At 40.5% G+C, this 26,116-nt stretch carries 22 protein-coding genes; 6 read left to right on the top strand and 16 right to left on the bottom strand.

Features of this window, described 5'->3' with window-relative positions; all coding sequences use genetic code 11:
* Window positions 1–27: 27 nt before the first annotated feature.
* The 7 genes from AC2CZC_RS16055 to AC2CZC_RS16025 all read right to left on the bottom strand — a co-directional run bounded on the left by AC2CZC_RS16055 (window position 28) and on the right by AC2CZC_RS16025 (window position 11,548).
* Window positions 28–1,737: a hypothetical protein gene (locus tag AC2CZC_RS16055; RefSeq protein ID WP_484582565.1), complete on the bottom strand. Its 1,710-nt coding sequence runs from the start codon at window positions 1,735–1,737 to the stop codon at window positions 28–30.
* A 391-nt stretch (window positions 1,738–2,128) separates the two neighbouring features.
* On the bottom strand, window positions 2,129–2,518 hold the full coding sequence (locus AC2CZC_RS16050; protein ID WP_484582564.1) for a hypothetical protein: 390 nt from the start codon (window positions 2,516–2,518) through the stop codon (window positions 2,129–2,131).
* Between the two features lie 95 nt (window positions 2,519–2,613).
* Complete coding sequence (locus AC2CZC_RS16045) at window positions 2,614–5,256, bottom strand: ATP-binding protein (RefSeq protein ID WP_484582563.1); 2,643 nt, start codon at window positions 5,254–5,256, stop codon at window positions 2,614–2,616.
* Window positions 5,257–5,337: 81 nt separating this feature from the next.
* Entirely contained in the window at window positions 5,338–7,575 is a 2,238-nt protein-coding gene (locus AC2CZC_RS16040; protein WP_484582562.1) for a TonB-dependent receptor, read from the bottom strand.
* 113 nt (window positions 7,576–7,688) lie between these two features.
* The gene (locus AC2CZC_RS16035) at window positions 7,689–9,935 is read right to left on the bottom strand and encodes an NAD(P)-binding protein (RefSeq protein ID WP_484582561.1); all 2,247 of its coding nucleotides are present in this window, start codon (window positions 9,933–9,935) and stop codon (window positions 7,689–7,691) included.
* Between the two features lie 18 nt (window positions 9,936–9,953).
* Window positions 9,954–10,913 carry a hypothetical protein gene (locus AC2CZC_RS16030; protein ID WP_063363930.1) on the bottom strand — a complete coding sequence of 320 codons (960 nt, stop codon included), beginning with the start codon at window positions 10,911–10,913 and terminating at the stop codon, window positions 9,954–9,956.
* A gap of 23 nt (window positions 10,914–10,936) precedes the next feature.
* Window positions 10,937–11,548 (bottom strand): dienelactone hydrolase family protein, encoded by a 612-nt coding sequence (locus AC2CZC_RS16025; RefSeq protein WP_484582560.1) that lies wholly within the window; start codon window positions 11,546–11,548, stop codon window positions 10,937–10,939.
* Between the two features lie 295 nt (window positions 11,549–11,843).
* Here AC2CZC_RS16025 and AC2CZC_RS16020 point away from each other — a divergent pair, with 295 nt between their 5' ends.
* Window positions 11,844–12,680, top strand: a complete 837-nt coding sequence (locus AC2CZC_RS16020) for a TIGR02285 family protein (protein ID WP_484582559.1) — start codon at window positions 11,844–11,846, stop codon at window positions 12,678–12,680.
* Between the two features lie 47 nt (window positions 12,681–12,727).
* Here the strand turns inward: AC2CZC_RS16020 and ttcA are convergent, their stop codons facing one another.
* The 7 genes from ttcA to seqA all read right to left on the bottom strand — a co-directional run bounded on the left by ttcA (window position 12,728) and on the right by seqA (window position 21,143).
* Window positions 12,728–13,621: a tRNA 2-thiocytidine(32) synthetase TtcA gene (ttcA, locus tag AC2CZC_RS16015; protein WP_063363933.1), complete on the bottom strand. Its 894-nt coding sequence runs from the start codon at window positions 13,619–13,621 to the stop codon at window positions 12,728–12,730.
* A 204-nt stretch (window positions 13,622–13,825) separates the two neighbouring features.
* On the bottom strand, window positions 13,826–15,397 hold the full coding sequence (locus AC2CZC_RS16010; protein ID WP_484582558.1) for a dihydrolipoyllysine-residue acetyltransferase: 1,572 nt from the start codon (window positions 15,395–15,397) through the stop codon (window positions 13,826–13,828).
* A gap of 9 nt (window positions 15,398–15,406) precedes the next feature.
* A complete protein-coding gene (locus AC2CZC_RS16005) occupies window positions 15,407–16,384 on the bottom strand; it encodes an alpha-ketoacid dehydrogenase subunit beta (protein ID WP_237137533.1) in 978 nt (325 codons plus the stop codon).
* Complete coding sequence (locus AC2CZC_RS16000) at window positions 16,384–17,601, bottom strand: thiamine pyrophosphate-dependent dehydrogenase E1 component subunit alpha (protein ID WP_063363936.1); 1,218 nt, start codon at window positions 17,599–17,601, stop codon at window positions 16,384–16,386. The genes AC2CZC_RS16005 and AC2CZC_RS16000 overlap by 1 nt, the downstream gene beginning before the upstream one ends.
* Before the next feature lie 246 nt (window positions 17,602–17,847).
* Window positions 17,848–18,879: a succinylglutamate desuccinylase gene (astE, locus tag AC2CZC_RS15995; RefSeq protein ID WP_484582557.1), complete on the bottom strand. Its 1,032-nt coding sequence runs from the start codon at window positions 18,877–18,879 to the stop codon at window positions 17,848–17,850.
* 68 nt (window positions 18,880–18,947) lie between these two features.
* Window positions 18,948–20,585 carry a phosphoglucomutase (alpha-D-glucose-1,6-bisphosphate-dependent) gene (gene pgm, locus AC2CZC_RS15990; protein ID WP_484582556.1) on the bottom strand — a complete coding sequence of 546 codons (1,638 nt, stop codon included), beginning with the start codon at window positions 20,583–20,585 and terminating at the stop codon, window positions 18,948–18,950.
* Between the two features lie 9 nt (window positions 20,586–20,594).
* Window positions 20,595–21,143: a replication initiation negative regulator SeqA gene (gene seqA / locus AC2CZC_RS15985; RefSeq protein ID WP_484582555.1), complete on the bottom strand. Its 549-nt coding sequence runs from the start codon at window positions 21,141–21,143 to the stop codon at window positions 20,595–20,597.
* Between the two features lie 126 nt (window positions 21,144–21,269).
* On the opposite strand from seqA, the gene AC2CZC_RS15980 reads away from it, so the two are divergent.
* The 5 genes from AC2CZC_RS15980 to fur all read left to right on the top strand — a co-directional run bounded on the left by AC2CZC_RS15980 (window position 21,270) and on the right by fur (window position 23,736).
* Window positions 21,270–22,043 carry an alpha/beta fold hydrolase gene (locus tag AC2CZC_RS15980; protein WP_484582554.1) on the top strand — a complete coding sequence of 258 codons (774 nt, stop codon included), beginning with the start codon at window positions 21,270–21,272 and terminating at the stop codon, window positions 22,041–22,043.
* Between the two features lie 88 nt (window positions 22,044–22,131).
* Window positions 22,132–22,353, top strand: a complete 222-nt coding sequence (locus AC2CZC_RS15975; protein WP_023399386.1) for a DUF2788 domain-containing protein — start codon at window positions 22,132–22,134, stop codon at window positions 22,351–22,353.
* On the top strand, window positions 22,353–22,631 hold the full coding sequence (gene ybfE, locus AC2CZC_RS15970) for a LexA regulated protein (protein WP_023399385.1): 279 nt from the start codon (window positions 22,353–22,355) through the stop codon (window positions 22,629–22,631). The genes AC2CZC_RS15975 and ybfE overlap by 1 nt, the downstream gene beginning before the upstream one ends.
* Before the next feature lie 13 nt (window positions 22,632–22,644).
* Complete coding sequence (gene fldA, locus AC2CZC_RS15965) at window positions 22,645–23,172, top strand: flavodoxin FldA (RefSeq protein ID WP_237137545.1); 528 nt, start codon at window positions 22,645–22,647, stop codon at window positions 23,170–23,172.
* A 117-nt stretch (window positions 23,173–23,289) separates the two neighbouring features.
* Window positions 23,290–23,736 (top strand): ferric iron uptake transcriptional regulator, encoded by a 447-nt coding sequence (fur, locus tag AC2CZC_RS15960; RefSeq protein ID WP_063363942.1) that lies wholly within the window; start codon window positions 23,290–23,292, stop codon window positions 23,734–23,736.
* Window positions 23,737–23,816: 80 nt separating this feature from the next.
* Here fur and AC2CZC_RS15955 read toward each other — a convergent pair whose 3' ends face one another.
* Together AC2CZC_RS15955 and AC2CZC_RS15950 are read right to left on the bottom strand one after the other, a co-directional pair.
* Complete coding sequence (locus tag AC2CZC_RS15955) at window positions 23,817–24,116, bottom strand: hypothetical protein (protein WP_063363943.1); 300 nt, start codon at window positions 24,114–24,116, stop codon at window positions 23,817–23,819.
* 124 nt (window positions 24,117–24,240) lie between these two features.
* Window positions 24,241–26,052: a protein kinase domain-containing protein gene (locus tag AC2CZC_RS15950; protein ID WP_484582553.1), complete on the bottom strand. Its 1,812-nt coding sequence runs from the start codon at window positions 26,050–26,052 to the stop codon at window positions 24,241–24,243.
* Window positions 26,053–26,116 lie beyond the last annotated feature (64 nt).

The following is a 26,116-nucleotide window of genomic DNA, read 5'->3' as shown; positions in this document are numbered from 1 at the left end:
GGCTAAGCCTTCTCTTTTTTATCAAAGCTATTCATCTACTGGCCAAGTGAATGGCACATCAGGAACTGATAGTCCTCTTGCTACCACAGATTCAGCAACTGAGAGTGAAGGGTCCGTGGGTGACCACAAGTCTGTTACGAAACTAACACTTGCTGATTCACTGGCAATGTCACCTAAAACACCACTTGCATCAATATCGAATACAAAGCTGGCTGTACCATCATATTCACAAGAATTAGTCGGTGCATATTCAATATTTGCACGATGATCGGTACCTAAATACGTATTCGTCGATGAATCATATTCAAAAAATTGTCTTTGAGTAAAATCTTGTAAGGTGTGGTTATTGTTAGGCCCAGCCCAATTACAAATAAACCCTTGTACCATGCCATCTGTCACATCAATGTCAGTACCATAACCAAAATGCGCTTCGCCGTTTTCTAAAGATGCATCATTAAATCCAATATTTAAGATCCGACTATTTGAATCATTCACACCCGCTTGCCATGCATATGCATAAGCACCCGCTAAACTCGTGAGATTAAAATTCGCACCAAAAATTGCAAAATTCTCACTCCAGCCATCTGGGTTATCGGTATTATGGTATTTGTTTTTCACATCCACTTGTTGGTCACTGTTAAATGCCCCACTAATACCATGACCACAATTGATTGCCGATCTTGATTGCAAAGACATCTGCTCTGCACTTCGTTCGTAAGCTAGGGAACCCACCAATGTGCGTTCATTTTGACTACAATTACCACCGGGGAACTCTATACCTGTTACGCCGACTTCGCCTTCAACTGTAAAGTTTAATAGCCCAGTATAATTCATGGCATCACTACCTGGTGTATGTACCATAGATAACGTAATTCCATAATCTGACCCGGACACTGTATAGGTTAGATTAACGCGATATTCCCACACACCAGAAGCCAGCTCTATGCTCGCAGTATCAAAATTAATATCAGCTAATCCCTTACTATTCATCTGCGTGGTCAAATCAATCGAGCTGCCGTCAGATGGTAAACCCGCACCGTCATCAATAGCTGCTGAGACCATACTCGCCAAAGTCATCAATGCCATTCTTGTTCGCTCTCTCACTGCTCGCAGTTGAGCATTAGTTTGAGCAACAGCACACGCATTTCCATTTTTTGCACTGGCTAGCCACAAACCAAGATCCCCAGTCGGTAAAGTACCTGAGCTCATACTAGGATCAGTGGCATCAGGGTGGCCCTGATAGCTCACTTGGGGTCCAAAACAATCCGCATTTTCACTATTTCTATAAAAAGAACGAACTCGAAATACATCTCTTAAGGGTGTTTCACCACTTAACAATGCATCAATCCTTCTCGTCGCCCAAAAGTATGTTGGTGATGCTGGGCCTCTCGCCTCTAGCGTTCTGTAAACATATTGCCTATCTTGCTCATCACTGCTATCTGAAAACGGAGATGCGACAGCCAATGATTGCGGGAAATATACGCCACGATTATTCGTCACATCATTATCTGTACTTCCACTACTATCACCGGCATCTGCTTGTCCTGATGAATCATTATTCACATTTGAGTTTGTATCACTACTATTATCTGTAGATGTACTTGTCTGACTGTTTTCAGTTTCCTGAGTCGATGTTTCTTGCTGGGATGAATTGTTCACTTGACTGGGGCTATCACTTTCAGATGATGAGCAGCCTGCTATTAAAGACACCATAACTAAGGGGATGTAAGATTTCATGATTGCATACCTTCTTTGCCTAACCTGTACAAATAACTTATGCGAAAAAATACAATTGGACAAAGTAACTGACGTTAACACTTGTCAGTTACTGTTGATATATGACCCACTTTAGGATGAGTTTTAAACCGATAAACAAGAATAATTATTCAAGTTAATTGATAATTAATTGCAACTCAATCATAAAATGCAGAAATAACTACGTTTTCCAACTAATCTAAATGTTAGTTCATCAGAACATGCTTAATACAGTTTTTTACATCAAAAATTGAACTTTATGGAGAGAAATTTCGTTAAAAGCGAAAAAGGCGTTAAGCTAAGCAGTGATCGCCCTAGCTTAACTCGCATTGTTATTTAAAAATGCAGCTTGTCGCATCTAAATAAAGAGGTGTTACTTTACTCGTTTCCAGATTTCATATTCAACAAATTTACCATCTTCAACGAGTTTGTGATGCCAAAGATCACCTTTGACTTCATAAGTGAATGCCATCTTACGGCCGATTAAACTCTCAACATTGCCAAGTGTTACCGTCTCAATAAAATAATTGTCTTTAAGCTGATAAGTGCCGCCGCCAGCATAATGAAACTTATTGTCGCTACTGGTGATATAGCTAAAATGTGTATTATTAATGATTTTAGTTGAGGTGACTTGAGGCGCAGACGCTTTCACTCTGCCGTCTTTAGTCGCATATTCACCACTAACAAACTCCCAAGTCCCCATCAAAGGATTTGACAAGGCAAGTGGACTTGCAAGCGCGCACAATAACGTTAAACACTTCATAATCTTTCCCTATTTTATTGTCATTATTTTTAGCAATTATAAAGTTTTGGTGATGAAAACCTCAAATTCGAATTCTTCAAGTTGTGAGTCAAACCCTAAACAGCTTGACCACAATCAGATTCATCGATCACTTTATTAATCAGTTCAAATAACCGAGCAAGTGCCCTTTCAACATCTTGCCAATTTTCTTGTTTTAACAAGGAATCGATTTGGGATACTGTTTGATAAATTTCATGACAATCAAACATAGCCGAAGTGCCTTTTAGTGCATGAATAGAACGTGCAAGGCCCTCATAGTCTTTATATTTTAACTGATTTTGAAGCTGAACTAGCTGCTCATGCAAACCATCAATATATTGCATTTTGAGCTGCTTAAACTCTTCATCTGGTAAATTAAGATCATCATCTACTATAATATTCAAATAATGTGAAATTTTCTTGGCAAACTGTGCTCTGTCTATTGGCTTCGCTAGATGGTCAGTAAACCCAAGTTTAATATACCTTTCCACTTCATGACTCATGGTGTTTGCTGTCAAAGCAATAACAGGCGCAGTACACCCTGTTGCTTGAATAAAGTTAAATGCTTGCTCACCATCCATAACGGGCATTTGAATATCCATTAAAATCAAATCAAATTCATAGTCTAAAACTGCTTGCACTGCTAACTGGCCATTTTCTACCGCCGTTACATTCAAACCCATTCTTTCTAAAATCCGAGTTATCAGGCGACAATTATCACTGTGATCTTCTGCCAACAATACTTCACCTTTAAGATCCTCAGAATCTAACTCTGATTCAGCCTGTATGTAAGGCTCACTTTGATGATGTATTTCTTCAAACGAGTTTACCCATTTAGTTCGTTCAGTGGTGAATAAACTCAATGACAAGGTGAATGAAGTTCCAGATCCAACTTCACTGTCAACGACAATATCACCATCTAACTTTTGAGCTAAGCTCTTGGAGATATTAAGTCCTAATCCCGTTCCACCATACTTACGTGTTGTAGATGAATCCGCTTGATAAAATGCGCTGAACAATTCTTTTTGTTCTTCTGTTGTCATGCCAATACCCGTATCTTTAACACTGATATATAGCCTGTCGTCCTTACAGCTTACTTCAATTGAAATTTTACCAACCGATGTAAACTTCAACGCATTTGATGTCAAATTCAACAGTATTTGCCTCAGTCGCGTTGGGTCAATAACGACATAATCTGGCAAAGGGAATTGATAATTTAAATCAAACTCTAACCCTTTATCTCTTATTTGCTTGCCAAGCAGGGATTCAACATGCGCAATAGACTGAAATAAATTGGCCTCGATTAATTCAACTTCCAGTCTGTTGGCCTCAATCTTAGACATATCTAAAATATCATTAATTAATCCGAGTACATGCCGAGAGTTTTGTAATATGACGGTAATCGCATGATTGCGCTCGTGCGGTTTAATATCTCCTAGAATAATACCATCTGCATAACCAATTATTGAGGTCATAGGTGTCCTGATCTCATGGCTCATATTGGCCAAGAATCGACTTTTCGCTTCACTGGCATCACGTAACTCTGAAGCTAACTGTTCTAGCTCATAAGTGCGCTTCAATACCTTCGCTTCTAAGTTTTTATTGAGTTCAATATTTTCTTCACTGGTTAAACGTACTTTATCCGCAACGGCGAATGCCAAGAACATTGCATCCAGTGCCACACCAACCAAACCGAGTAAATACAAATTAACTGCTATTGGTGGTAACAAGCCCAAATTAGTGAAATTACCAATCATGTTAGGTACCGCCATACATACATAAGCTAAGATGAAATAGCGAGCAGGCTTAAACCCTTCTGAAATCCTTAAAATACCAACATAAAGACCCAAACATAGTGCAACACCTGTTGACATTGTCGCCCATAGAAAACCAAATCCAGGAAATAAAATACTGAAAGGCGTACCTATCGCAGCAATTACCCCAACCCAAATAGAGGCCGAAGATAAATTTGGATGCTTTTCTTTTAATTTAAGTAAGCAATTATAAAACAATGCATTACTAATTGGAGATAACGTAAAGCCTAGCCAATGCAAGTGGGCCGAGTAGAACCCAAAAAGCTGATCTGATATATGAAAAAAGTGGCTCCATGCAAACACCATAGTGGCTGCAAATATCGCATAATAAAGGTGTGTCAAATCTTTAGAGCCAATATAAATGAGTAAATTATAAAGGCCCAAAACAATGCCAACACTAAAGCAAATCATCATGATTAAGTTATCAATCACAACTTGCTCTTTAAATTCTTTGACTGGCACCAGCTCTAATTTAATAGGCGTATAAAAATAATCACTTTCAAACAAAGTAACGACGTAATAGTCTTTGTCTGGTAACAGCTCGATGGTGTTGCCATAATGAAACGCAAACTCATTAGGCACCATGCCTCCGGAGTAGTAGCGCTTAATATCATCTTTTGAGTATATTCTAGTCTCAATATTGGATAAAACAGTGTTGTATGGATATAAAACCAACTGCTCATAGTTAGAGATGTTTTTAATTTGAGTAACAAGCCAATAGCGCCCAGAGAATAATGCTCGCTCTTCTTGTTTCTCTAAACGACTCGCCCAGTTCATCACATCACCAAATGACTCAGGGAAACGCGTATCGTCCTTTGCAGCAAGCACCAAGCCCTTGTCGTGTAGATTGACACCTTTTTCGATACCATTGTACACGTACTGCTGGGCACTCACTGAGTGCGACATAACTAAAATTATTAAGCTAAGAGTCAGTCTAATCAAATACATTATTGACCTAAAAACCCATATGAATAAGCTAAGAGAGCTCTAAAAGTTATATGTAACATCAACACCAATTCTTTGCCCCTCGCCCTTAAAGTCTTCTAACATGCCAAGGAAAGAACTGAGATCAAACTTTAAGTGGCTGTACTCTTTATCGAATAAGTTTTTACCCCATAAACCGATCTGCCATTGCTGATACTGATAAGTAACATTAGCGCGCCATAACGCATAACTAGCTTGCATCGCATATGGATCCTGGTTTTGATCAAAGTAATATTCGGACTGGTAATCAACACCAATAACTGTTGCTAACTCGCCACTATTCAATTCATAAGAATACGCGAGCTCTGCAGAAACATTCCATTCGGACGTAAAAGGGAGTCTATTATCAGTTAATCGGTTACCGAGCGGATCTATGAACTCTTCAAAATTTGCTTCAGGAATGTAGCCAATGGCGACCCGCGATGTTACAGCCTCAGTGAACAAATATACTAGCTCAAGTTCTGCACCATAAATGGTCGACTCACCAACGTTTTCCAAAAGTTGCAAAGGTGGCGCATTGGGTGTTGAAGAGGCTTGGTTCATGAACACTTGCTGATTTTTATAATCGTAATAGAAAATCGCGCCAGAAAGAAAATAGGCATCCTCTTCAGAGAGCTTAAAACCGACTTCATGAGAGAGTGTTTCTTCAGGACCATAATCCGCTAACTCAGCTTGTTCTTTAGATGACAGTAGGCCTCCATTATAGCCTCCACTTTTGGTGCCATTTGCCAGTGAATAATAAATTAGCAAATCATCACGCGGTGTATAATTCCAAGCAACTTTCCCCGAAAAACCATCGTCTTTGACCTCTCCATTAACCGTATAAAAAGGAATAAGCGACCCCGCAAGCTCCCCTGGCGTTGTGATAAAGTTTAATCGTGAAATAGAGTCATATTTAACTGACTCGTCTGAATAGCGCGCGCCAATCGTTAGCATATGATGCTCGTTCACCTGCCACTCATACTGAGAGAACAAAGCAATCGACTTTGTGACAATCTCATTGTCGTAAAAAAAGGTTGTTGTTAACTCCGGCGAAAGAATACCTCTGAAGTCCCTTAAAATATCATTGTGATTATTTTGATAGATGCGCTCTTGGTATTGAAATAGACCAATTGTCCAATAGTCTTCATCTAATTGGCTTTGATATCTTAGCTCATTAGTTACAAGCTCACTTTTCAAGCCCAGCTCGCCTTCACATAAACGTTGAGGACTGCCATCACAATTAAACGTGTGGTCTCTATCAAGACGATTAAAACCATTTGAATAAGTTACGAATGCATCTTCATTTAATTGCCACTGTAGTTCAGCTGTCCAGCCTTTATAGATACTCAAATGAGGAGAGTCATTGTTTACACTTACAGCCCAAAAATCATCGCTGCCATCATTAAAGCCAAAACTATCTACACACACAGCACTTCCTGCCTCACTAGGTGAACATTTTACTGGAGCAGCAGGGTTTGGATCTTTGAATATACCAATATTACCGACCGGCTGTACTATGCCATCCCAATGACCGTAGTACCCTTTTACAAATGCGCTCCAATTGTCCCACTCTCCCAAGTAACTTAGCCGAAAATCACTTTGTTTTAGGCCTGCCTCTGGCGATGTTTCGAGCAGGTTATAACTTGTATACTCATAGTCTGCATGATTAAAAGCAAAACGAATGGCACTTTCATCATTAATTGTTGCGTTATAAGCGCCTTGCGCCCTTCGCCAATCATCTGTACCAGCTCCTAAGCTAACATAACCATAGTTGCCCGCATCAGGTCGTTTTGTTCTTACGAGCAATGCACCACCAGTACTGTTTCTACCAAATAAAGTCCCCTGCGGGCCCTTTAAAACCTCAACTTGCTCAATATCAAACAAGTTAGCTATTTGATTGTTGGCCGAGCCGACAGATACACCATCGACATACATGGCAATTGGTGAGGTATTTGCTGTGTTGTAATCTAACAAGCCAATACCACGAATATTAATTGCTGGCGGCGTGCCTTCAGCTGCATTTTGGCTGATTTTTAAATTTGCGACAAAATGACCCAGCTCAGTCGCATCTTTGATACCCTGACGGGCAATACGGTCGGCGCTAATCGTTGAAATCGATACGCTCACATCTTCGATATTTTGCTTTCGTTTTTGTGCATGGACCTCAATAATCTCGATTGAATCATTTGCTGCATAAGATAGAAATGAACTTAGAAGCACAGGCATTATGGATATAGAAATGGCAGAGAGTTTAAACATGTCCGTTCTCGTTAGTTATTGCAGTATTCACTTTGCACTACTGAGTATAGTCCAAAAGAAAAGACCTCCAATAAAATTGCAGGTCTTTTCTGTAACTTACCTAATATTATCTATCAAGTACCATCTGGCTCAAAGCCATTTTCACCACTTATTTCCTCAGGTAAACCGCAAATAGCACGTGATGTTTGCATGCCGGCCATCACAGCAGCCTCTACACACCCTGCATTAACACCTGTTTTGATCCAATCACCTGTTATAAATAAGTTTTTGAACACTGTGCCATCAGTCGCTAAGCGAAAATCGCTGCTACCTGTCACTGACAGAACATATCGCTCACTTGGGTCAACGTTGACGCGCCAATATTGTGAGTCAAACCTTTGCTCCGTGGGCGCAGCACTTGGGTCATAAATGACATCCCAAATAAACTGACCTACATCATTATATGCGGATGGCCACAACGGCTGCATTTCATGGTTCAATTTATTGAGTGAATTAACCTTAACGTTGGCTGTTTGTTCTGCAGGAAACGTATGCTCTGATGCTGGCGGGTAATAGTCGCAAGTAAAAGCACTACAAAAATAAGCGATATTACATGGCCCCGATGAAGGCCAGTCCTCTACACCAAGTAAATTAGACATTGCCGCCCATGTATCAAATGGCTGAGAAAACGCACTTAATATAGGCCGCTCTTCACTGGTCGGTGTATAGTTAAAACCTAACTGCTCATCCGTTTTATTTAACCAAACCTGAAACGCTTGCGTTGCGACTGTCTTTACCTTACTGCTTTGCTGCTCAAAGCCATAGTCTAACGCGAGTAGCTCTGGACAAAGATGCTCTAACGACCCAACCGAAATACCAAAAACGACTTTATCAAAATCACGCATTCTTGTGAGTGTCTTACGCGGCAAAGGTCGCTGATAATGCTGCTCGTATATAGCGGGCCAGTCAGTCCAGAATGATTCTAAGTTCACCTTATGTTGTCGAATGAGGTTAGCCTGCTCATCAACAATTTGATCCAAGTTTGGCTGTGAAGGCCAGCAAGGTAAACCTTTCACATCTACAAATGGCTGATATTGACCATTTTTAAGCTCGACTTGCTCAATAATAGAAATCTCATCTACGACATAGTTGCCATTTTCATCTTGTCCGGGTTTAAGCCCTTCAACTTGATTGAAGAACTCAAATTTAACACCTCTTTGGCTAAGTAACTCATAGATTGGTGAAAAGATGATATCACCCATCCCCGCCTGCATTTTCCACATCACACCGCCTTTGTAACAAAGCATAATGCGCAACATAGCCAAAGAAGCAACGCCGGCCTCGACGTCACCATTTTTAAAGTCCCCATCGACAAAACCAAAAACAAGATCATAGAAGCCTCGCACAGGCGCAGACTCAACAGCGTATTTTTTATCTGCACCGTTTCTAGCAAGCCAATATTTAAAGTCGTACTTATTTAGCACACCAAATCCATTGGCGTGTACTCTGTCCCTAATCATGCCAACTGTCATCGCTATGGCTAAATCAGCACAGATATATGCACGTCTCACAGCAGGATTATCATCAATCAGCTCTAACGCCTCTGAGCGCAGCCAACGCTTTAACTTTCTGACAATATACCAAGTAACAAGTCTATCTTTTGAATTTGATAGATTTTTATCCTTCGCTCGCAAGCTCATCAAATCATGTAGCTGAGATATAAGTAGTTTAGGGGTCGACAAGATATCTTGCGCTTCATCGATAGCGCTATCAAAAAAAGACTTAACAGAGTCTTCAACGCTGTCAAATGCGTCCGAGATCTCTCCGGCTAAATGTTGTAATAGACTTCTATCACGTTGTTTACGAGTTTGCAGCTGCGTTTGACGATTAGATGCTTCTATCGCCTCTTCTAACTCATCAATCCACTTGTGTAACCATGCAACAACCAGCTCTATCAACTGCCAAAAGTGAAGGTCTAATGTACCATCAGCGGGGTTTCCATCAATCAACGGAAAATCAACGGGCCAGGTCTCCCACTGATTGTCGATATACTCTTGTAAAACAACAAAACTATGGGGCTTTAACGCTTGCTGCCAAGTATGAATTGGCACGGTGGCCGGCCTGTTTAATTTGTCATACACAGTCTCAATCGCGCGAAATGAATTAACATATGCGCCAAACCATACATGCAAGCCATGTTCTTCAATTCTTTCACCAAAATGGGCGTTTCTGCCACTAGCTCCTTTCCCACCTAATCTCCAACCTAACTGATAAACCGTAATATCATACAGATCTTGCCAATTTTCCTTTTCAGTTAAGTAAACAGCAGCAGTCATCGCAGACACGCCACCACCTAATATAGCGATACGTTCTTTAGTCATGTTATGTCCTTACTCACTTCACAGATCGGCTGTTACGATTTCATGCGCACCATCTTGATCAAAATCCATACACAAAAAGTAAGGCAGTCTGGCGAACTGTTCACCCACCTTGATCCCAAACATCTCTTCTAAGGGAAATGCATCAACTTGGTTAAAAGTGACTTTATATTCATCTTTAAGAAAACCGAGTTTATGCACCTTTTTCACAGTTGAGGGAGAGTGAACAACCGCACTATAAACACTATTTTCTGCAAAGCCGTCAGGGAACTGTTTAAATAAAATTTGGGCAAGTTGCGGATTGGTAAAGCCACTAAATAGCTGTTTAAAAAAGTCTATACTAACGCCTAAATCATGCACACTGCCATGGATAAGTTCGGCAACTTCTTTGCCAATCTCTATCGCTTCTTCGAACCAAGTGTCATCATCCGCCACCCGGTCAATAGACAAAAGCTCATACCAAGCCATTTTTTTGTCTGCTTCAAAAGGTTGAAAAGTCTCAAGACTAAGCGAAAAATGGTCCGCGCGATGCTGGTTATCCGGCATTTGGTACTTACACAAGTATTTGTTATAACCCCAAGTCTCACGGCCATTAACTAACGCGTTGATATTGTTAACCGTAATAAATGCTGGATACCAATATAGATGCGTCATCTTGTTCTCTTGCTTGCTTATCTGTGCAATCGGCAACCAAACAATGATGTCAGTCTCTTGCATATAGCCGTAATTACTAAATGGCGGCACTTTAGACGCAATATTTTCTATATCTGTGAACGTTAAAAGGCAATATGATGATAATGCCCTAAACGCAATTGTTTCACTGGGTACGCTGTTAAGTGTTGAATCTACATAGCTTTGAATGGTTTCCAACTCCCCTTTAACAAAAAAGCCATACATCATTGCGTTAAGCATTCTGCATGGCGGTTTTGCGATTGGGTTACCTGGGAAGTGTCTGTAAGGAATACGAGGCTGATCTGACATACATAACTCCTTTTCATTATGATTTACATAGTCAATTCTAGTCCACTTTTTATCCTTCGGTTGGCTAATTTCAACTTAATTGCTTCGTCAATATTGTATTGGCACAAAGCAGTAAAATGCTGCAGAGCTGCGGCATCAAAATTGCTCGAAAGCGAGTTCATAAATCCATGCTCATAGCGTGTTCTATGGCAGTTTATCCCCGGCATGCCAGACAAATGATGTATAACAGGTTTAATATCAAAGTGATTCTCTTGATAAGGAAAATATATATCGACATCACATTTTGGGTGCAGCTGCAAATAGTTCCTTATCTGACCCGGATAAAACGCAATCAGCTTTGTGGTGCTTTTGATCGGCATGGCAGCTAGCGCTCTCCAACATGCAACTCCACCGGCCGAAAAGCCGATGACCAAATCAGGCTGTTTATCAGAAATCGCTTCAACTACTTTTTGAAAATATTTATCGTGGCCGACAGAATCCATGAACTGCTTATATGCTGTCTCTTCATCTCTATTCAAATGACCTTGTCTAAATGGATAAGGAGAGCAAATTGAGGTGCTGCCATCTAGCTCATTAACGAAGTTTTCTAAGCATTTTGTTTGCCCAAAAATATCACTGACGATAAGCGTATTCATAGTTTTCTCTTGTTATTGAAATTAACTTAGCTCGCCAACCTTGCATACTAACCTAAGTACGACTTTAAAACACTTTTAATCACAAATAAAAGACCAATCCTTGTTCAAAACCCATTGGCCACCACTTTAAATTGCTTTAAGGCTGGTGTTCGTATTTTAATGTAGCAAAAAGACACAAGTTGTAAAATAAATCACAAATAATAAACAAAGATTTTAACTTAATTACTTTTATAGCTGTTGGCAATTGAATGATCTTTGCTAAGCTTTAATAGTGACAATTATACGAGGGCGAAATGTGCGCAAAGCATTGCTACTATTAATGTTGTTAACCGGTGTGGCAGAAAGCAAAAGCATTGACTGGATTATCACTGACTTCCCTCCCTACTACATGATTAATGATGCAGACGAAGGTACTGGTAGAGATGAATTAATCATTGATTTATTCCACACGTACTTACCTGATTATGAAAATAATAAAGTCTACTTTCCTGCAAGTCGAGCTATTAGAGCTCTAAGTGATAAACGCAACACGTTTTGTATGCTTTCTTTGTACAAAACACCGCAACGTCAAAAATTCATTCGTTTCAGCCAAAACTATACCACCATTGGATTATCGCCAACCATTGCCACAACCACCGCAACCCTTGAGGCACTTGGTTTTGAAAACGCGTCAAAGGTCAGGCTTAAGCCGTTTATAGAGCAAAATAAACTGGTGCTCGGTGTTGTGATGCAACGTTCATACGGCAGTGCATTAGACCAAGTAATTAGTTCTATCGAAAAAGATCAGGTTGTTATCAGGCCTGGACAAGATGCGCTTGAAAGTTTGACCTACATGCTTAAAAAAGGTCGTGTCGACGCCGTTATTGGCTATCCCAGTGAACACTTTTACCTTCACAAACAAACGAATACTAAAGACGTGGTACAACTGCTTCTCGAAGACGTTGACCCTATTGTTCATGGTTATGTTGGTTGCACAGACAATAAAACTGGCAGAGAGATCATCAAAAAAATTGATTCTGTTGCTAATACTGTCGTTAATAGCCAAGAGTTTAAAGCAGTGATGCAAAAATGGTTGCCAAGTTATTTGGAGATAAAGCTCAGTAAATTAATGAAAAATAAGGAAGCGAGATAATAATGTGCCAAGTACCGCTGAGCGCGATACTTGGCACAAGACATTAATTAGATATTTGTCACATCAATAAACAAAGACTCATCAATGTTTGTTGATGACACTGTCGCTTCACTAAATTGATACTCATCTCGATCATTTTCCCTGTCGATTGGCAGGTTTTCAAAATCAAACAAGTTTGTATCCGCAAGCTGGCTTGGGCTAACGTTCTGTAGTGATTTAAAAATACTGTCTACACGACCAGGCGTCTTTTTATCCCATTCAACCAACATTGCTTTGATATTTTGTCTTTGCAGGTTTTCTTGAGAACCACACAAATTACAAGGAATAATTGGAAATTCTCTATGCTCGGCGTATTTTATTAAGTCTTTCTCGCGGCAGTATGTTAACGGTCTAATAACCACGTTACGGCCATCATCAGACCTTAACTTAGGTGGCATAGCTTTTAAGCGCGAACCATGGAACATATTTAAAAACATGGTTTCAACAATGTCATCCATATGGTGTCCCAAGGCAAGCTTGGTTGCGCCAATTTTTTCTGCAAATGAATACAGTGTGCCTCGACGCAGACGAGAACATAAACCACATGTTGTTTTGCCCTCTGGCACCTTTTCACGAACAACCGAGTACGTATCTTTATCAACGATATAATAAGGAATATTCAAGCTTTCGAAGTATTCAGGCAAAATATGCTCAGGGAACCCAGGTTGCTTTTGATCCAAGTTAACTGCGATAACTTCGAATTTAATAGGCGCAGCTTTTTGCAGATTAAGTAATATATCAAGCATTGCAAAAGAGTCTTTACCACCACTAATACAAGCCATCACAACATCACCTTCTTCGATCATGTTGTAATCTTTTATTGCGTTACCAACATTTCTGCGCAGTTTTTTCTGCAACTTATTAAATTCAAGTATTTCTTTTCTATCGTCTTTTTGATTCATCACGACTTCTCAAGCCTAAAACGGACGGCTTTTTAATTGCTACGGGTAAAAATTTTAAGGTGTGAATTATACGGGCTTTTAGACTGGGTTGGAACATATCAATGCAGATAAACAATTTACATAACATAAATATCTACCTCAAACAGAAAAATGCCCCAAAAGCGTGCACTTTTAGGGCATGTAAAGGGCCTTTACAAATCTGACTTAGCGCATCGCCATCATCATTTTCGCAGGTTCTTCCAGGTATGATTTCCACAAATTGTTAAATCTAGCAATCGTACCACCGTCAATAACTCGGTGGTCACCAGACCAACTCACTTGCATAATCGAACGTGAAACCACGTTACCATCAGCATCAAAGCGTGGTAGATGCTGCAATTTACCAAGTGCAACAATTGCTACTTCTGGTTTATTAATAATTGGTGTCGCAGTTGTGCCGCCAATTGCGCCAATGTTCGATATAGAAATTGTGCCGCCTTTAAGGTCATCTGGCGATACGCGCCCTTCTCTTGCTGCGTCAGTTAACTTAGTTACCGCCTCAGCAACATCAACAATAGACTTATTTTGACAGCCTTTAATATTTGGCACTAACAAACCTAACTTACTATCAACGGCCATACCAATATTATGATCATCAAAGTATGTAAGCTCTGTACATTCATCGTTAACTTGCGAGTTTAAGATTGGGAATTCTTTAATGGCAAGAGACAGCGCTTTAATAAAGAAAGGCATCATAGTGAGCTTAATACCTTGCTTTGCATATTGCTCTTTCAAAGAAAGTCGCAGCGCAATGAGCTCTGTTAGGTCAATTTCATCACTGTAAGTGAAGTGAGGAATTGTGGATACAGACGCAACCATTTGCTTAGCCATCGCGGCTTTCATGCCACGAATTGGTTCAACTCTAGTGCCACCCGTCACAGTGCTCACTGTGGTTGTCGCAGGCTGAGGAGCCGCTTCGCTAGCAACTGGTGCAGCAGGACTCGCGCCCGCGCTCAAGAACTTTTCAAGGTCTTCTTTATAGACACGACCATTCTTACCACTTCCAGGCACTTGACGAATATCAATATCCATTTCACGTGCACGTCGCCTTACCGCAGGTGAAGCGACCGCTTTACCATTAATAACAGGCTGTGAAGGCGAAGTTGAAGAAGAAACAGGTTGAGGCTTGTGGATTGCAAGCTCCTCTTCAACAGATTTAGCAGGTACTGCTTGCGCACCATTAGATTGTGCCAAACGTACCTGAAATAATGGGCTATGTACTTGTGCTATATCACCTTTTTGATAATACAATTTTTCCACAACACCATCATACTTCGCTGGAATTTGAACAAGCGCTTTGTCTGTCATTACATCACAAACAGCTTGGTCTTCTTTAATTTCTTCACCTTCGCTTACCAGCCACTCAACAATCTCACATTCAACAATACCCTCACCAATATCCGGTAAGATAAAATCCTCTAAGTGAGCGCCTTGTGTTGCTACTGGTTGCTCTTTTGCTGCCGAAACCTCAGCTGCCGCCTCTTCTACAGGGGCATCACCTTCCACATTCATCGCAAACAGTGGCTCGTGTACCTTTGCAATATCACCTTTAGCGTAATGCAATTGAGTGATAACACCATCATGTACTGCCGGGATTTGTACCAAAGCTTTGTCTGTCATCACATCACAGATTGGCTGATCTTCTTTGACTGTGTCACCAACAGCGACTAACCACTCTACAACTTCACATTCAACGATGCCTTCGCCGATATCCGGTAAAATAAACTCTTTAGACATGACTTATCCTTAAAATTCCACTGACTTCTTGATTGCTTCAAACACTTTTAAAGCATCTGGTACATATTCTTTTTCAAGAGCTAAAGGATACGGGGTATCTAGACCACATACGCGTTCAATAGGTGACTCTAAGTGCAAGAAACACTCTTTTTGGATAGTCGCAGCGATTTCAGCACCAAAACCATTTGTAATTGGCGCTTCGTGACTTATCACCAAACGGCCAGTTTTAGTCACAGACTTAATCAGTGTTTCAGCATCCCAAGGTAAAATTGAGCGAAGATCGATAATTTCACAGCTAATACCCGCTTCTTCTGCTTTCACAGCGGCCTGTTCAATGATCTCCATCTGTGCACCCCAAGCAAGTACAGTGATGTCAGAGCCTTCTTTAACAACTTCCGCTTTACCAATTTCAATAGTGTAATCTTCTTCTGGTACTTCACCAACAGATGCACGGTATAAACGTTTAGGCTCAAAGAAAATCACTGGGTTATCGTCTTTGATACAAGCTCTTAGTAAGCCTTTTGCTTGATAAGGATTACGAGGTACAACTAACTTCAAACCTGGAGTATGCGCAAAATACGCTTCTGGAGATTGCGAGTGATACAAACCACCGGCAATACCACCGCCGTACGGTGTACGAATAGTCAGATTACCAACATTAAACTCATTACCAGAACGGTAACGGAATTTAGCTGACTCGTTTACGATTTGGTCAAACGCTGGGAAGATATAATCCGCAAACTGAATCTCAGCTAGCGCTGGCGCGCCAAATGCCGCAAGACCATTGGCAAAGCCAAGAATACCTTGCTCTGTCAGTGGTGTATTAAATACACGATGCTTACCATACTTCTCTTGCAATCCAGATGTTGCACGGAATACCCCTCCAAAATAGCCAACATCTTCACCAAAGATACAAGCTTGAGGGTGCTCTGCCATACTAATATCAAGCGCCGAATTAATGGCGTGTAACATATTCATCTTAGCCATTATTTAATTCTCCCTGCTGTTACTGGATAGGCATCTGGGTATTGTTTGATATGCTCTTTTAATTCTTCGTATTGTTTTTGTAGCGCTGGAATTGGCGTGTCATACACATCAGAAACAAGTTCTTCAAGTGCTGGTTTTTGTACTTTTTCCGCTACTTTTAGTGCCGCCAAAATCTCTTCACGGATCTTGTCTTTAATTGCTTCGTCTTCTTTTTCATCTAACCAGTTTTGCTTCAATAACCACGCTTTAAATCTGGCAACTGGGCAGCTATTTTTAAACTCAGCTTCTTCGTCTTTAGTACGATAACCCGACGGATCATCAGAAGTAGAGTGAGCGCCAAGGCGATATGCAATTGACTCGATGAGCACAGGCTCACCTGTTGTGACTGCTATTTCACGGGCTTTTTTAGTCGCTTCATACACAGCTAGTGTATCAGCGCCATCAACACGAATAGTCTTAATACCGTAGCCAACACCACGCGCTGCAATACCGTCACCTTTAAACTGCTCATCCGCAGGTGTTGAGATTGCGTAGCCGTTATTACGGGCAAAGAAGATAACAGGGGCTTTGTGTACTGCGGCCATGTTAAGGCCAGCATGGAAATCACCTTCTGAAGCAGCACCTTCACCGAAGTAACAGATAGTTACGTTATCGATTTCAGAGCTTAATTCACCTGACTCTTTATCAATATGCTTAAGCTTTTGACCATAAGCATAGCCTGTAGCTTGCGGGATCTGCGTGCCAAGTGGTGAAGAAATTGTCAGATAATGTAATTCGTTAGAGCCATAATGCACCGGCATTTGACGACCCTTACCCAAATCTTTTTCATTTGAGAAAAGCTGGTTCATGAATTGTTCTAGTGTAAAGCCACGATAATGCAGTGCAGCTTGCTCACGATACTGAGCCATGATCATATCATCTTGCTTTAACGCTGCAGCACTTGCTGTAATTGCAGCCTCTTCACCTAGACACTGCATATAGAAACTAATACGGCCTTGGCGCTGAGCAGCTTGCATACGTTCATCCAACAAACGGATAAATCTCATCGTGCTATAAATTTTAAGCGCAGTTTCTTTATCTAACTCAGGTGACGTCGCGCCATCTAAGATCTCGCCTTGCTCACTTAAAATTTTCAATGTTGGGATGTTAAGCGCATGGCCATCGATAAATTCGAGTGCATGGCTTATGTTTAACGATATGTTATTGGGGTTAGTCATAACCTACCTTCTCTTGTTGTCATCGCCAATTTGCAATACTTGCAGTCAATAGCATTGACATAAAAGCCCGCGTGTTGAGTTTTGAATAATTAGTGCGGTAAATGCAAATTACTTAAATTAAAGCTTTTGCCACTTTACGTTAACGTAAACGGTTATTCAACTAATCCTAGATGAATAACCGGTAATTTGCATTTTTATTCTGGAAAGATTTCGATACGGTTACAAAAAAACTTTTATTTCAGTGGGTTAAACAAAGTTCTCGTTTACTTCCATTGGGATCACGGTTAATAATGCACGTTGGCCGAGGGCAACTTTAGCATTTGGGAAGATAATTGCTTCGCCTTCCACTTCAGCAAATATCTCAGTGTCTCCGTCTGTTGCAAGTAGCTCGCCTTTAGCGAATCCAGTAAAGTTCACCGCAGAATCAGGGAATGGAAATGAAAACGCTTCACAAGTTCGGTTAATCGTTCTATGCACTGTGAATAGCTCAAAATCTTTTGCATCGAATTCTTTATATTCAACTTCTTTTTGGCTAATTAATGCACTAAGCGTCTTCTTTGTTGCTTCAAAGCTTGCCATGTTATTTTCACCAAATGGCTTTACCTGACCCAGCTCTACTGTGAATGCATCCGCATCAAATTGCTTTGAAGAAAAATAACTGAAAGTCGTGGCGGCTGCGCGCATCATGAGTACAGTGTTTACACCGCATGACAATAAAAATTGTAGTTGCGACTTTTTCCAAGGTTTGCCATGCAAAAAAGGATACACGGCAAACTTTTCGTTTTTAGAACCACGAATAGCGGTGTGCAGATCATAATGCGCACGATAACGGCCCGCTTCTACGCTGGTGAAAAACTCACGCACATAGTTTTCTAAATTTGCTGCGCGAACCTGTTCTGGGTTATCAGTTTTATTGTCGTGTGCGCCATTGAATAACCGGTTTAAGTTTTCATCAACAAAACGCTGACCAATATTAATCGACTTCGGATTACCGTAGATAAACAAAACACGTTGTTTCAGTTCTAACTTGCCAGTGATTATGTGCTGGATCAGCTCATCACAAATTTCGATTGGTGCCGTTTCATTACCGTGCACAGCACTTGAAAAAACAAAGTCTTTTTGAGTTTCGCATGCAGGGGTAAATTGAATAACACCAGTGTCAATTACCTTGACCTCAGTACCGTTCTCCAAAGTAAATTGACAAGGTGCTAATTCAAACTCATTTTCACGAGTAATGGTTAAAAAATCGCCGGTTGCTTTTAATGTATCAAGGTACATACTGTCACCTTATGAGAGATGTAAAAAAGAAAAAGGCCATTAAAAAATGGCCTTTAATATCAGATAATTTAGCTAATTACACTGTCAACCAGTGCTTTTGCTTCTCTTTCAAGCTCAGCAAGATGTGCTTCGCCTTTGAAAGATTCTAAATAAATTTTGTAAATGTCTTCTGTGCCTGAAGGTCTTGCAGCAAACCAGCCAGAAGCAGTCACTACTTTTAAGCCGCCAATTGCTGCGCCATTACCTGGAGCATGGGTCAGAATATCGGTAATTTCATCACCTGCAAGCGCTGTGGCTTTCACGTCATCAACACTGAGCGCTTTTAATCTGGCTTTTTGCGCATCATTTGCTGGTGCATCGATTCGTTTGTAACTTGGTGCACCAAACTCTTGTTCAAGTTCTTTATATCGCTCAGAAGGTGTTTTACCTGTCACGGCTAAAATCTCAGCTGCGAGTAAGCCTAGAATAAATCCGTCTTTGTCAGTGTTCCAAACATCGCCATTTTTTCTTAAAAATGACGCACCTGCACTTTCTTCACCACCAAAAGCAAGCCACTTATCACTTAAGCCTTCAACAAACCATTTAAAGCCAACTGGCACTTCATACACTTCATTGCCATGGCTTTGCACAACTTTGTCAATCATGCCACTTGAAACCAGTGTTTTACCGACTTTGATGTCTTTTGCCCAGCCTCTGTGTTTTAGCAAGTAATCTATCGCTACCGCCAAGAAGTGGTTAGGATTCATCAACCCATCTTTTGTCACAATACCGTGACGATCATAATCAGGGTCATTACCGATACCAATATCAAAATCGTCTTTGATTTCAATGAGGTTTGCCATAGCAAACGGTGAAGAGCAATCCATTCTAATTTTGCCATCTTTATCTAGTGGCATAAATGCAAATCGAGGATCTACTTCATCGTTTACAACCGTCATATTTAGACCAAACTTTTCAGCGATAACAGGCCAAAAATTAATGCCTGAGCCACCAAGAGGGTCGATACCGATGCTAACATCCGCTTTAGCTATCGCTTCTAAGTCAATCACATTTGCTAAGTCTTCAACATATGGCGTGACCAAGTCTTCATATTTGATAAACCCCGAACGCTTCGCTTTAGCATAAGGAAATAGCTGCACTTCTACCAAGTCTTCACGTAATAACTGGTTAGCTCTTTGCTCAATCCAATTCGTTACATCTGTATCAGCAGGACCACCGTTTGGCGGATTGTACTTAAACCCACCATCTTCAGGCGGGTTGTGTGAAGGCGTTACAACAATACCATCAGCCAATTCATGTGGATGTGTTCTGTTGTGACACACGATCGCATGACTTACTACTGGCGTCGGAGTAAAGTCATCATTTTCTTGAGTAATTACCTGCACTTCATTAGCAACGAGTACTTCAATTGCTGAATTAAACGCTGCCTCAGACAATGCATGGGTATCTTTACCTAAAAAGAGAGGGCCAAATATATTATTTGCCTTTCTGTAATCACAAATTGCTTGCGTGATTGCAAGAATATGTGACTCATTAAACTTTACATTATAAGAACAGCCACGATGACCAGAAGTACCAAATGCTACGCACTGTTCTGGGTTTGTTTCAAGATCTGGCTCATTCAAATAATAAGCTGACACCAGCTTTGGAATATTTGCGAGCTGTGACTTGGGAGCTTTTTTGCCTGCGTTAGGATGGTTTGCCATCACATTTCCTTATAAGTAATCTCGAACTGTTTCTGCCTGCTGCTCAGTGTAGCCTAAAATTAGGGCCACTTCGTGCAACATCATCTTTTTACGCGTGGTGTTTGAATTTGTCATGACCCAATATTCACTGTCTGTGATATTTTTTGGGTTCATACTGCTCCCGCTTTCAAGCAACGCTTCTTTACTCATTGCAAAGTAAATTCTATCTCGCCCTTTTATTTCCAGTACTTTTTTAAACTGAGCTTTGTGCGTACGGTGAAATGCTGCAAGAATAAATAAAAAACGCCCTACTACGCCTTTTTGCATAGCAAGCTCTTCTTTATTTAGAATATTAAATACATTCGCAGACTCTTTTACTGGCTCAGGTTTAACTTCCGTTTTACTTTCCACTGGAACTGGCTCTACTTGTGACACCTCGGTTTGCACTGCTACCGAAGTACCCTGAACTGGCTCTAACTCTAGTAAACGACGCAGGATCTGTGAGGCGCTCTCTCCAATACTTTGCGTGTTGCTTGCAATGTATTGATAAAGCTCGTCATCTATTTCTATTGTTTTCATGCTTGTCCTGTCATTTTATACATATACCGCATTTGGGAGGGATTATATCTAAATTTTTCTTCTTCCTCTACGGCTTTGATTTTTGATTTAAGGCTGGCAAAATAGCGACACAAATTTGGAGGTAGTATGTTACTTAATTTTAAGCAAAGCGGACTAGAGCAAAGTAGCGCCAAAACTGTCATATTAATACATGGCTTATTTGGCTCATTAGAAAACCTAAACATCATAGCTCGAGCACTAGAGCCACAATTCAATGTCGTCAATGTAGACTTGCGAAATCATGGCCGTTCATTCAAAAGTGACGATATGAACTATCAGGTCATGGCGCAAGACATATTATCTCTGATTGATCACCTCAAGCTTGAACAAGTGATTCTTGTTGGGCACTCAATGGGCGGCAAAGTCGCGATGCAAGTGGCAATGCTTAATGAGCATAAGGTAAGCAAGCTGGTAGTGCTTGATATCGCACCTGTGCAATATCCCCCTAGACATGACAACATCATAGCTGCGCTAAATAAAGTGACAAACAGCGCACCAAAAAGTCGAAGTGATGCTGACAAAATCATGTCAGATAATATAGAAGAGCTTGGCGTCAGACAGTTTTTATTAAAAAGCTTGGCAAAGAATGCGGATGGTGAATTGGAATGGCGTTTCAATTTACCCATAATAGAAAAAAATTATTCTAAGATTATCGATAACATAGATACACCTCGTACCTGTTTGTGTGATACGCTACTCGTCAAAGGTAATAACTCCGACTATATACTACCAGAACACAAAAATGACATTGTAAATGCGTTTTCTAAAGCGCGCGCAAAAATCATTCAAGGGGCTGGTCACTGGCTGCACGCTGAAAAACCAGAAGCTGTCAATCGTTCAATTATTGATTTTATTCAATAATTGTCGGAGATTTTTATGTGGCTAAACTTAATTTATTGTAGTTAGGTATGCTATAGTACCCGCCGTTTAAGGTTTTAGTAGTGCAAAGATGATCAGTCAATACATAAATGAGTTTGAAACTCTTGGTTTTTACTTTGCGCTCGCATGTATATTTTTTCTTATTGGAATGGCTATTCAAGACGTTCTAAAGAAAGGTGACGTGCCTAAATTTGGTCGATACATCGTTTGGCTGGTGTTGTTTTTAGGTTGTTCAGGTTTTATAGCCAAAGGTGTAATACAAGTGTTTTGGCAAGGTGCGGGTGTTGGTTAATGGCCAAGTCTGAATTAGATAGAACAACTATCGACTTATTTGAAAATGAAAAACGCCCTGGTCGGCCCAAAACAAATCCCTTACCAAGGGAAATGCAGCTTAAGATCAACAAGCGTAATCAAATTAAAAGAGATAGAGCAAGGGGTTTAAAGCGCGTAGAGTTCAAAGTATCTTCTGAACTTTACCAAGCCTTGAGTGATATGGCTGAAGAGCAAAATATTAGCCGTAGCGCACTCATTGAGACCATCTTGCAAGAGAAATTAGCGATTAATAGATAAAGGTAAGTAATTAATGGCAAGCGTAGGTATTTTTTTCGGCAGTGACACGGGTAACACCGAGCACGTTGCTAAGCAAATCCAAAAAGAACTAGGTAAAAAGCTAATTGATGTTAAAGATATTGCGAAAAGCAGCAAGGCTGACATCGAAGAGTTTGACTTAATTCTATTTGGTATCCCTACTTGGTACTACGGTGAAGCACAATGTGACTGGGATGACTTCTTCCCTGAGCTAGAAGAGATTAACTTTGAAGGCAAACTAGTTGCTATCTTCGGTTGTGGTGACCAAGAAGATTACGCTGAATACTTCTTAGATGCGATGGGCATGGTAAATGACATCGTTACTGAGCGTGGTGCAATTGTTGTTGGTCATTGGTCAACTGACGGCTATGAGTTTGAAGCGTCAAAAGCACTTGTAGATGACAATAACTTTGTTGGTTTAGGTATCGATGAAGACCGTCAACCTGAGCTTACTGAGCAACGTATTAAGGCTTGGTGTGCACAGGTTTATGATGAAATGTGCCTAAGCGAATTAGAAGATTAATTCATTGAATTAATAAAACAAGCTTTGACTTGTTGCCCGTGCACGTTATTCTTAAGAAAATGGTCGTGCTTATTCTTAAGAATTGAAGTAAAAAGATAATAGATTGAGACAGATTAAATGACTGATCACAACTTAGAGCTTAAAAAGGCGGGCTTAAAAGTCACCTTACCGCGAATTAAAATTCTTGAGATTTTACAATCTCCAGAAAATCAGCATATCAGCGCTGAAGATGTTTACAAAATTTTGCTCGATAAGGGCGAAGAAATTGGTTTAGCAACTGTTTATCGTGTACTGAACCAGTTTGATGATGCCGGTATTGTGACACGCCACCACTTTGAAGGCGGCAAGTCAGTTTTTGAATTGTCTGGCAGCACACACCATGACCACTTGGTTTGTTTAAAGTGTGGTAAAGTTATTGAATTCGAAGACGAAGTTATCGAAACTCGTCAGGTCGAAATTGCAACAACTAACGGTATCAAACTAACAAACCACTCTCTTTACTTGTATGGTGAGTGTGTCGATGAAGAAGAGTGCAGAAGATTTACAGAATCTGATGATTCTTAATTCGATAGCGTATGCAATTTAAATTAAAAGCCAGCTTTATGCTGGCTTTTTAACTATATGATATTTGGATAATAAATCGATTAGGCTTTTTCAAGCCGATATAACGCATCAGCCACCTGCTTCAGATCAACTTCACTCACAAAGTCATTTGATAAAGTTAAAATAGCATTGAGATTATTTTTAAGCTTTTCATTACACATAGGCTCAGGCTTAAGAGCCGTTTGCAGCAAATGCAAAGACATATCAGCTATCAATAATCGTTGCTTTTCGGACCAGTCATCGTCCCCTTCAACGGCAGTGTGATGCACTATTGCTTGCTCAACTTCATCGTGGATCCCCCAACTCAAGGTTAAGATCTCCTGTCTTTTTCGTTTATCCATAGCTCCCTCCTATCCCTTAAGAGACTGCTACAGAGTCAGCCAGATTTCAATTGACAATTCGTCATATGCTAGTCCAAATTTTACTACTCATTGGCAGATTTACACTACTCGCAATAGTGCAAATCTATGACTTTGGATTTTTCGGATAGTAGTTATCAGGCTGTTTTGGACACAACTCAAATTCTCGGGTATTTTTGTAGGGAAGCTTCATAAAGCCTGCTACACCATAGTCTTGAATGCTCACCGTATACTGAATAATTTCTTTGAGCAACGCCGCAAAAGCAGCCTCTTGCTCTGCATCTAACAACCGATAATAATAGTGAATTTTTAATCTATCGCTCAGTGACTCGAAAATGATACAACCTGTGTGATGAATTTTATTCAGCTCAAAAACACATTGAATAATTTGCTTAGGCAGCTGCAACTGCTCATCAGGATCTTTACCATCTTCAAAATAGGAATGCGGCCTAGTTACTTCTGACGCCGCAACATGACTCACGGTGTACTGTAATTCTGGCAGCTGCTCAAAAATATATGCACCAGTTTCGTCACGCTCTAACTGAATCGTCTGCCTTGCGTCAAATAAGCAGCATTTGAATAAGCCCTTCTGCTCGATGCCCTGTGCCAGCATAACCGTAGCATTTACCGCATCCGTAAAAGCACTTTGCAAGCTTTCATCATGCAACATCAAGCTCGACTCAACATATAACGACTCTTGCTGCCAGTGGAAACTCAACCCGCCCACAACAGGATATTTCGCTAATCGACTAATAGAAGCTAAAAATGCTTTTTCCGTATCGCCAGTATCAAATAAGAACTCTTTATAATATCTGTCAAGCTGTGCATCATTTACGTCTAAAAGCTGTTGGTTATGATCAGCACGGCGCAAAAATTGCTTCCTAGAGCTGTAGACCACGGTATCAGGCAGATCGGTTTGCGTAGTCGTCCAAAACGGTATATTCGCTTTTATTTGAAGTGATTCTATATCTGGTAAATATACTTTGGCCATGGCAGGCATATTACGCATAAAATAATCACCTGCATTATCTCTGGTCATTTTATCTTTACTCAACATACCATCGATAACTTTTGCAAATTCAATAGGTAGCCCCAGGCTAGTCGCAGGGATCACCTGCGCGCCAAAGCGACAAGATTGCGCACTTGCCAATGCGTAAATCGTCGAAGCAACTCCCTGCTCATCAAATCGCGGTGAAGAGCGTGAGCCAGACATTTGCTCATCACCAATAAAATAGACATCCCCCATTCGGGCATTTGTGCTCGCAATATCAGAAGACATTAAATCCATGATATTGCTGGCTACAGGTTCTCCATGTACATCAATTTGTGCGTAAACAGAGCTGCCCCAATCAACCAATGAAAATGCATCTGAGTGCTGATCCCAAACAATATTCGAAGGTTTGATGTCACCATGTACCACAGGTTGCAAGGACATACCATTTTTTCTCTCACGTAAGTCTTGTAGCACATTTCGTAATTTCAGTGCTAAATGAACCAGAACATGGGGTTTTAGGTGCCCCTGCTTTAAAGAAACCTGCTCAAGATCTTCCCCTTGCGCTCTGGCCATCATTAAGATCCCTTGCTTTTTAACTCGTTCAAAAGCAAAGAACTTAGGTACCATTGGATTATTTATCTGGGATAACATATAAGCTTCGTCTTCAAGCCTATCCCTCACACTTTGCGCTAAGGTAATACGAGAAAATTTGAAAACCCACTCCTCACCGCTGTCTTCTATGCCTGCAAACACAAATCCAAACGCGCCAGAGCCTATTAATTCTACATCTTGATAGCCCAAGAGCGATAATTGCTTCTTACAGATATTGAGCCACTGACGATGTTTTTTTGCATCATGGTGAGATAGCAAATAAATCGATTGCTGTTCATTAATATAGAAGTTGTGAATTGACTGTTTGCTCACGGCGCGACTTAATAAAACTAATTTGATGAATATATTGAAAAAAAGGCCGACAAATGTCGACCTT

Source organism: Pseudoalteromonas sp. MMG033, from assembly GCF_057197785.1.
Note: the sequence above shows the minus strand (reverse complement) of the source record. Positions and strands in the feature narration are given on the sequence as shown.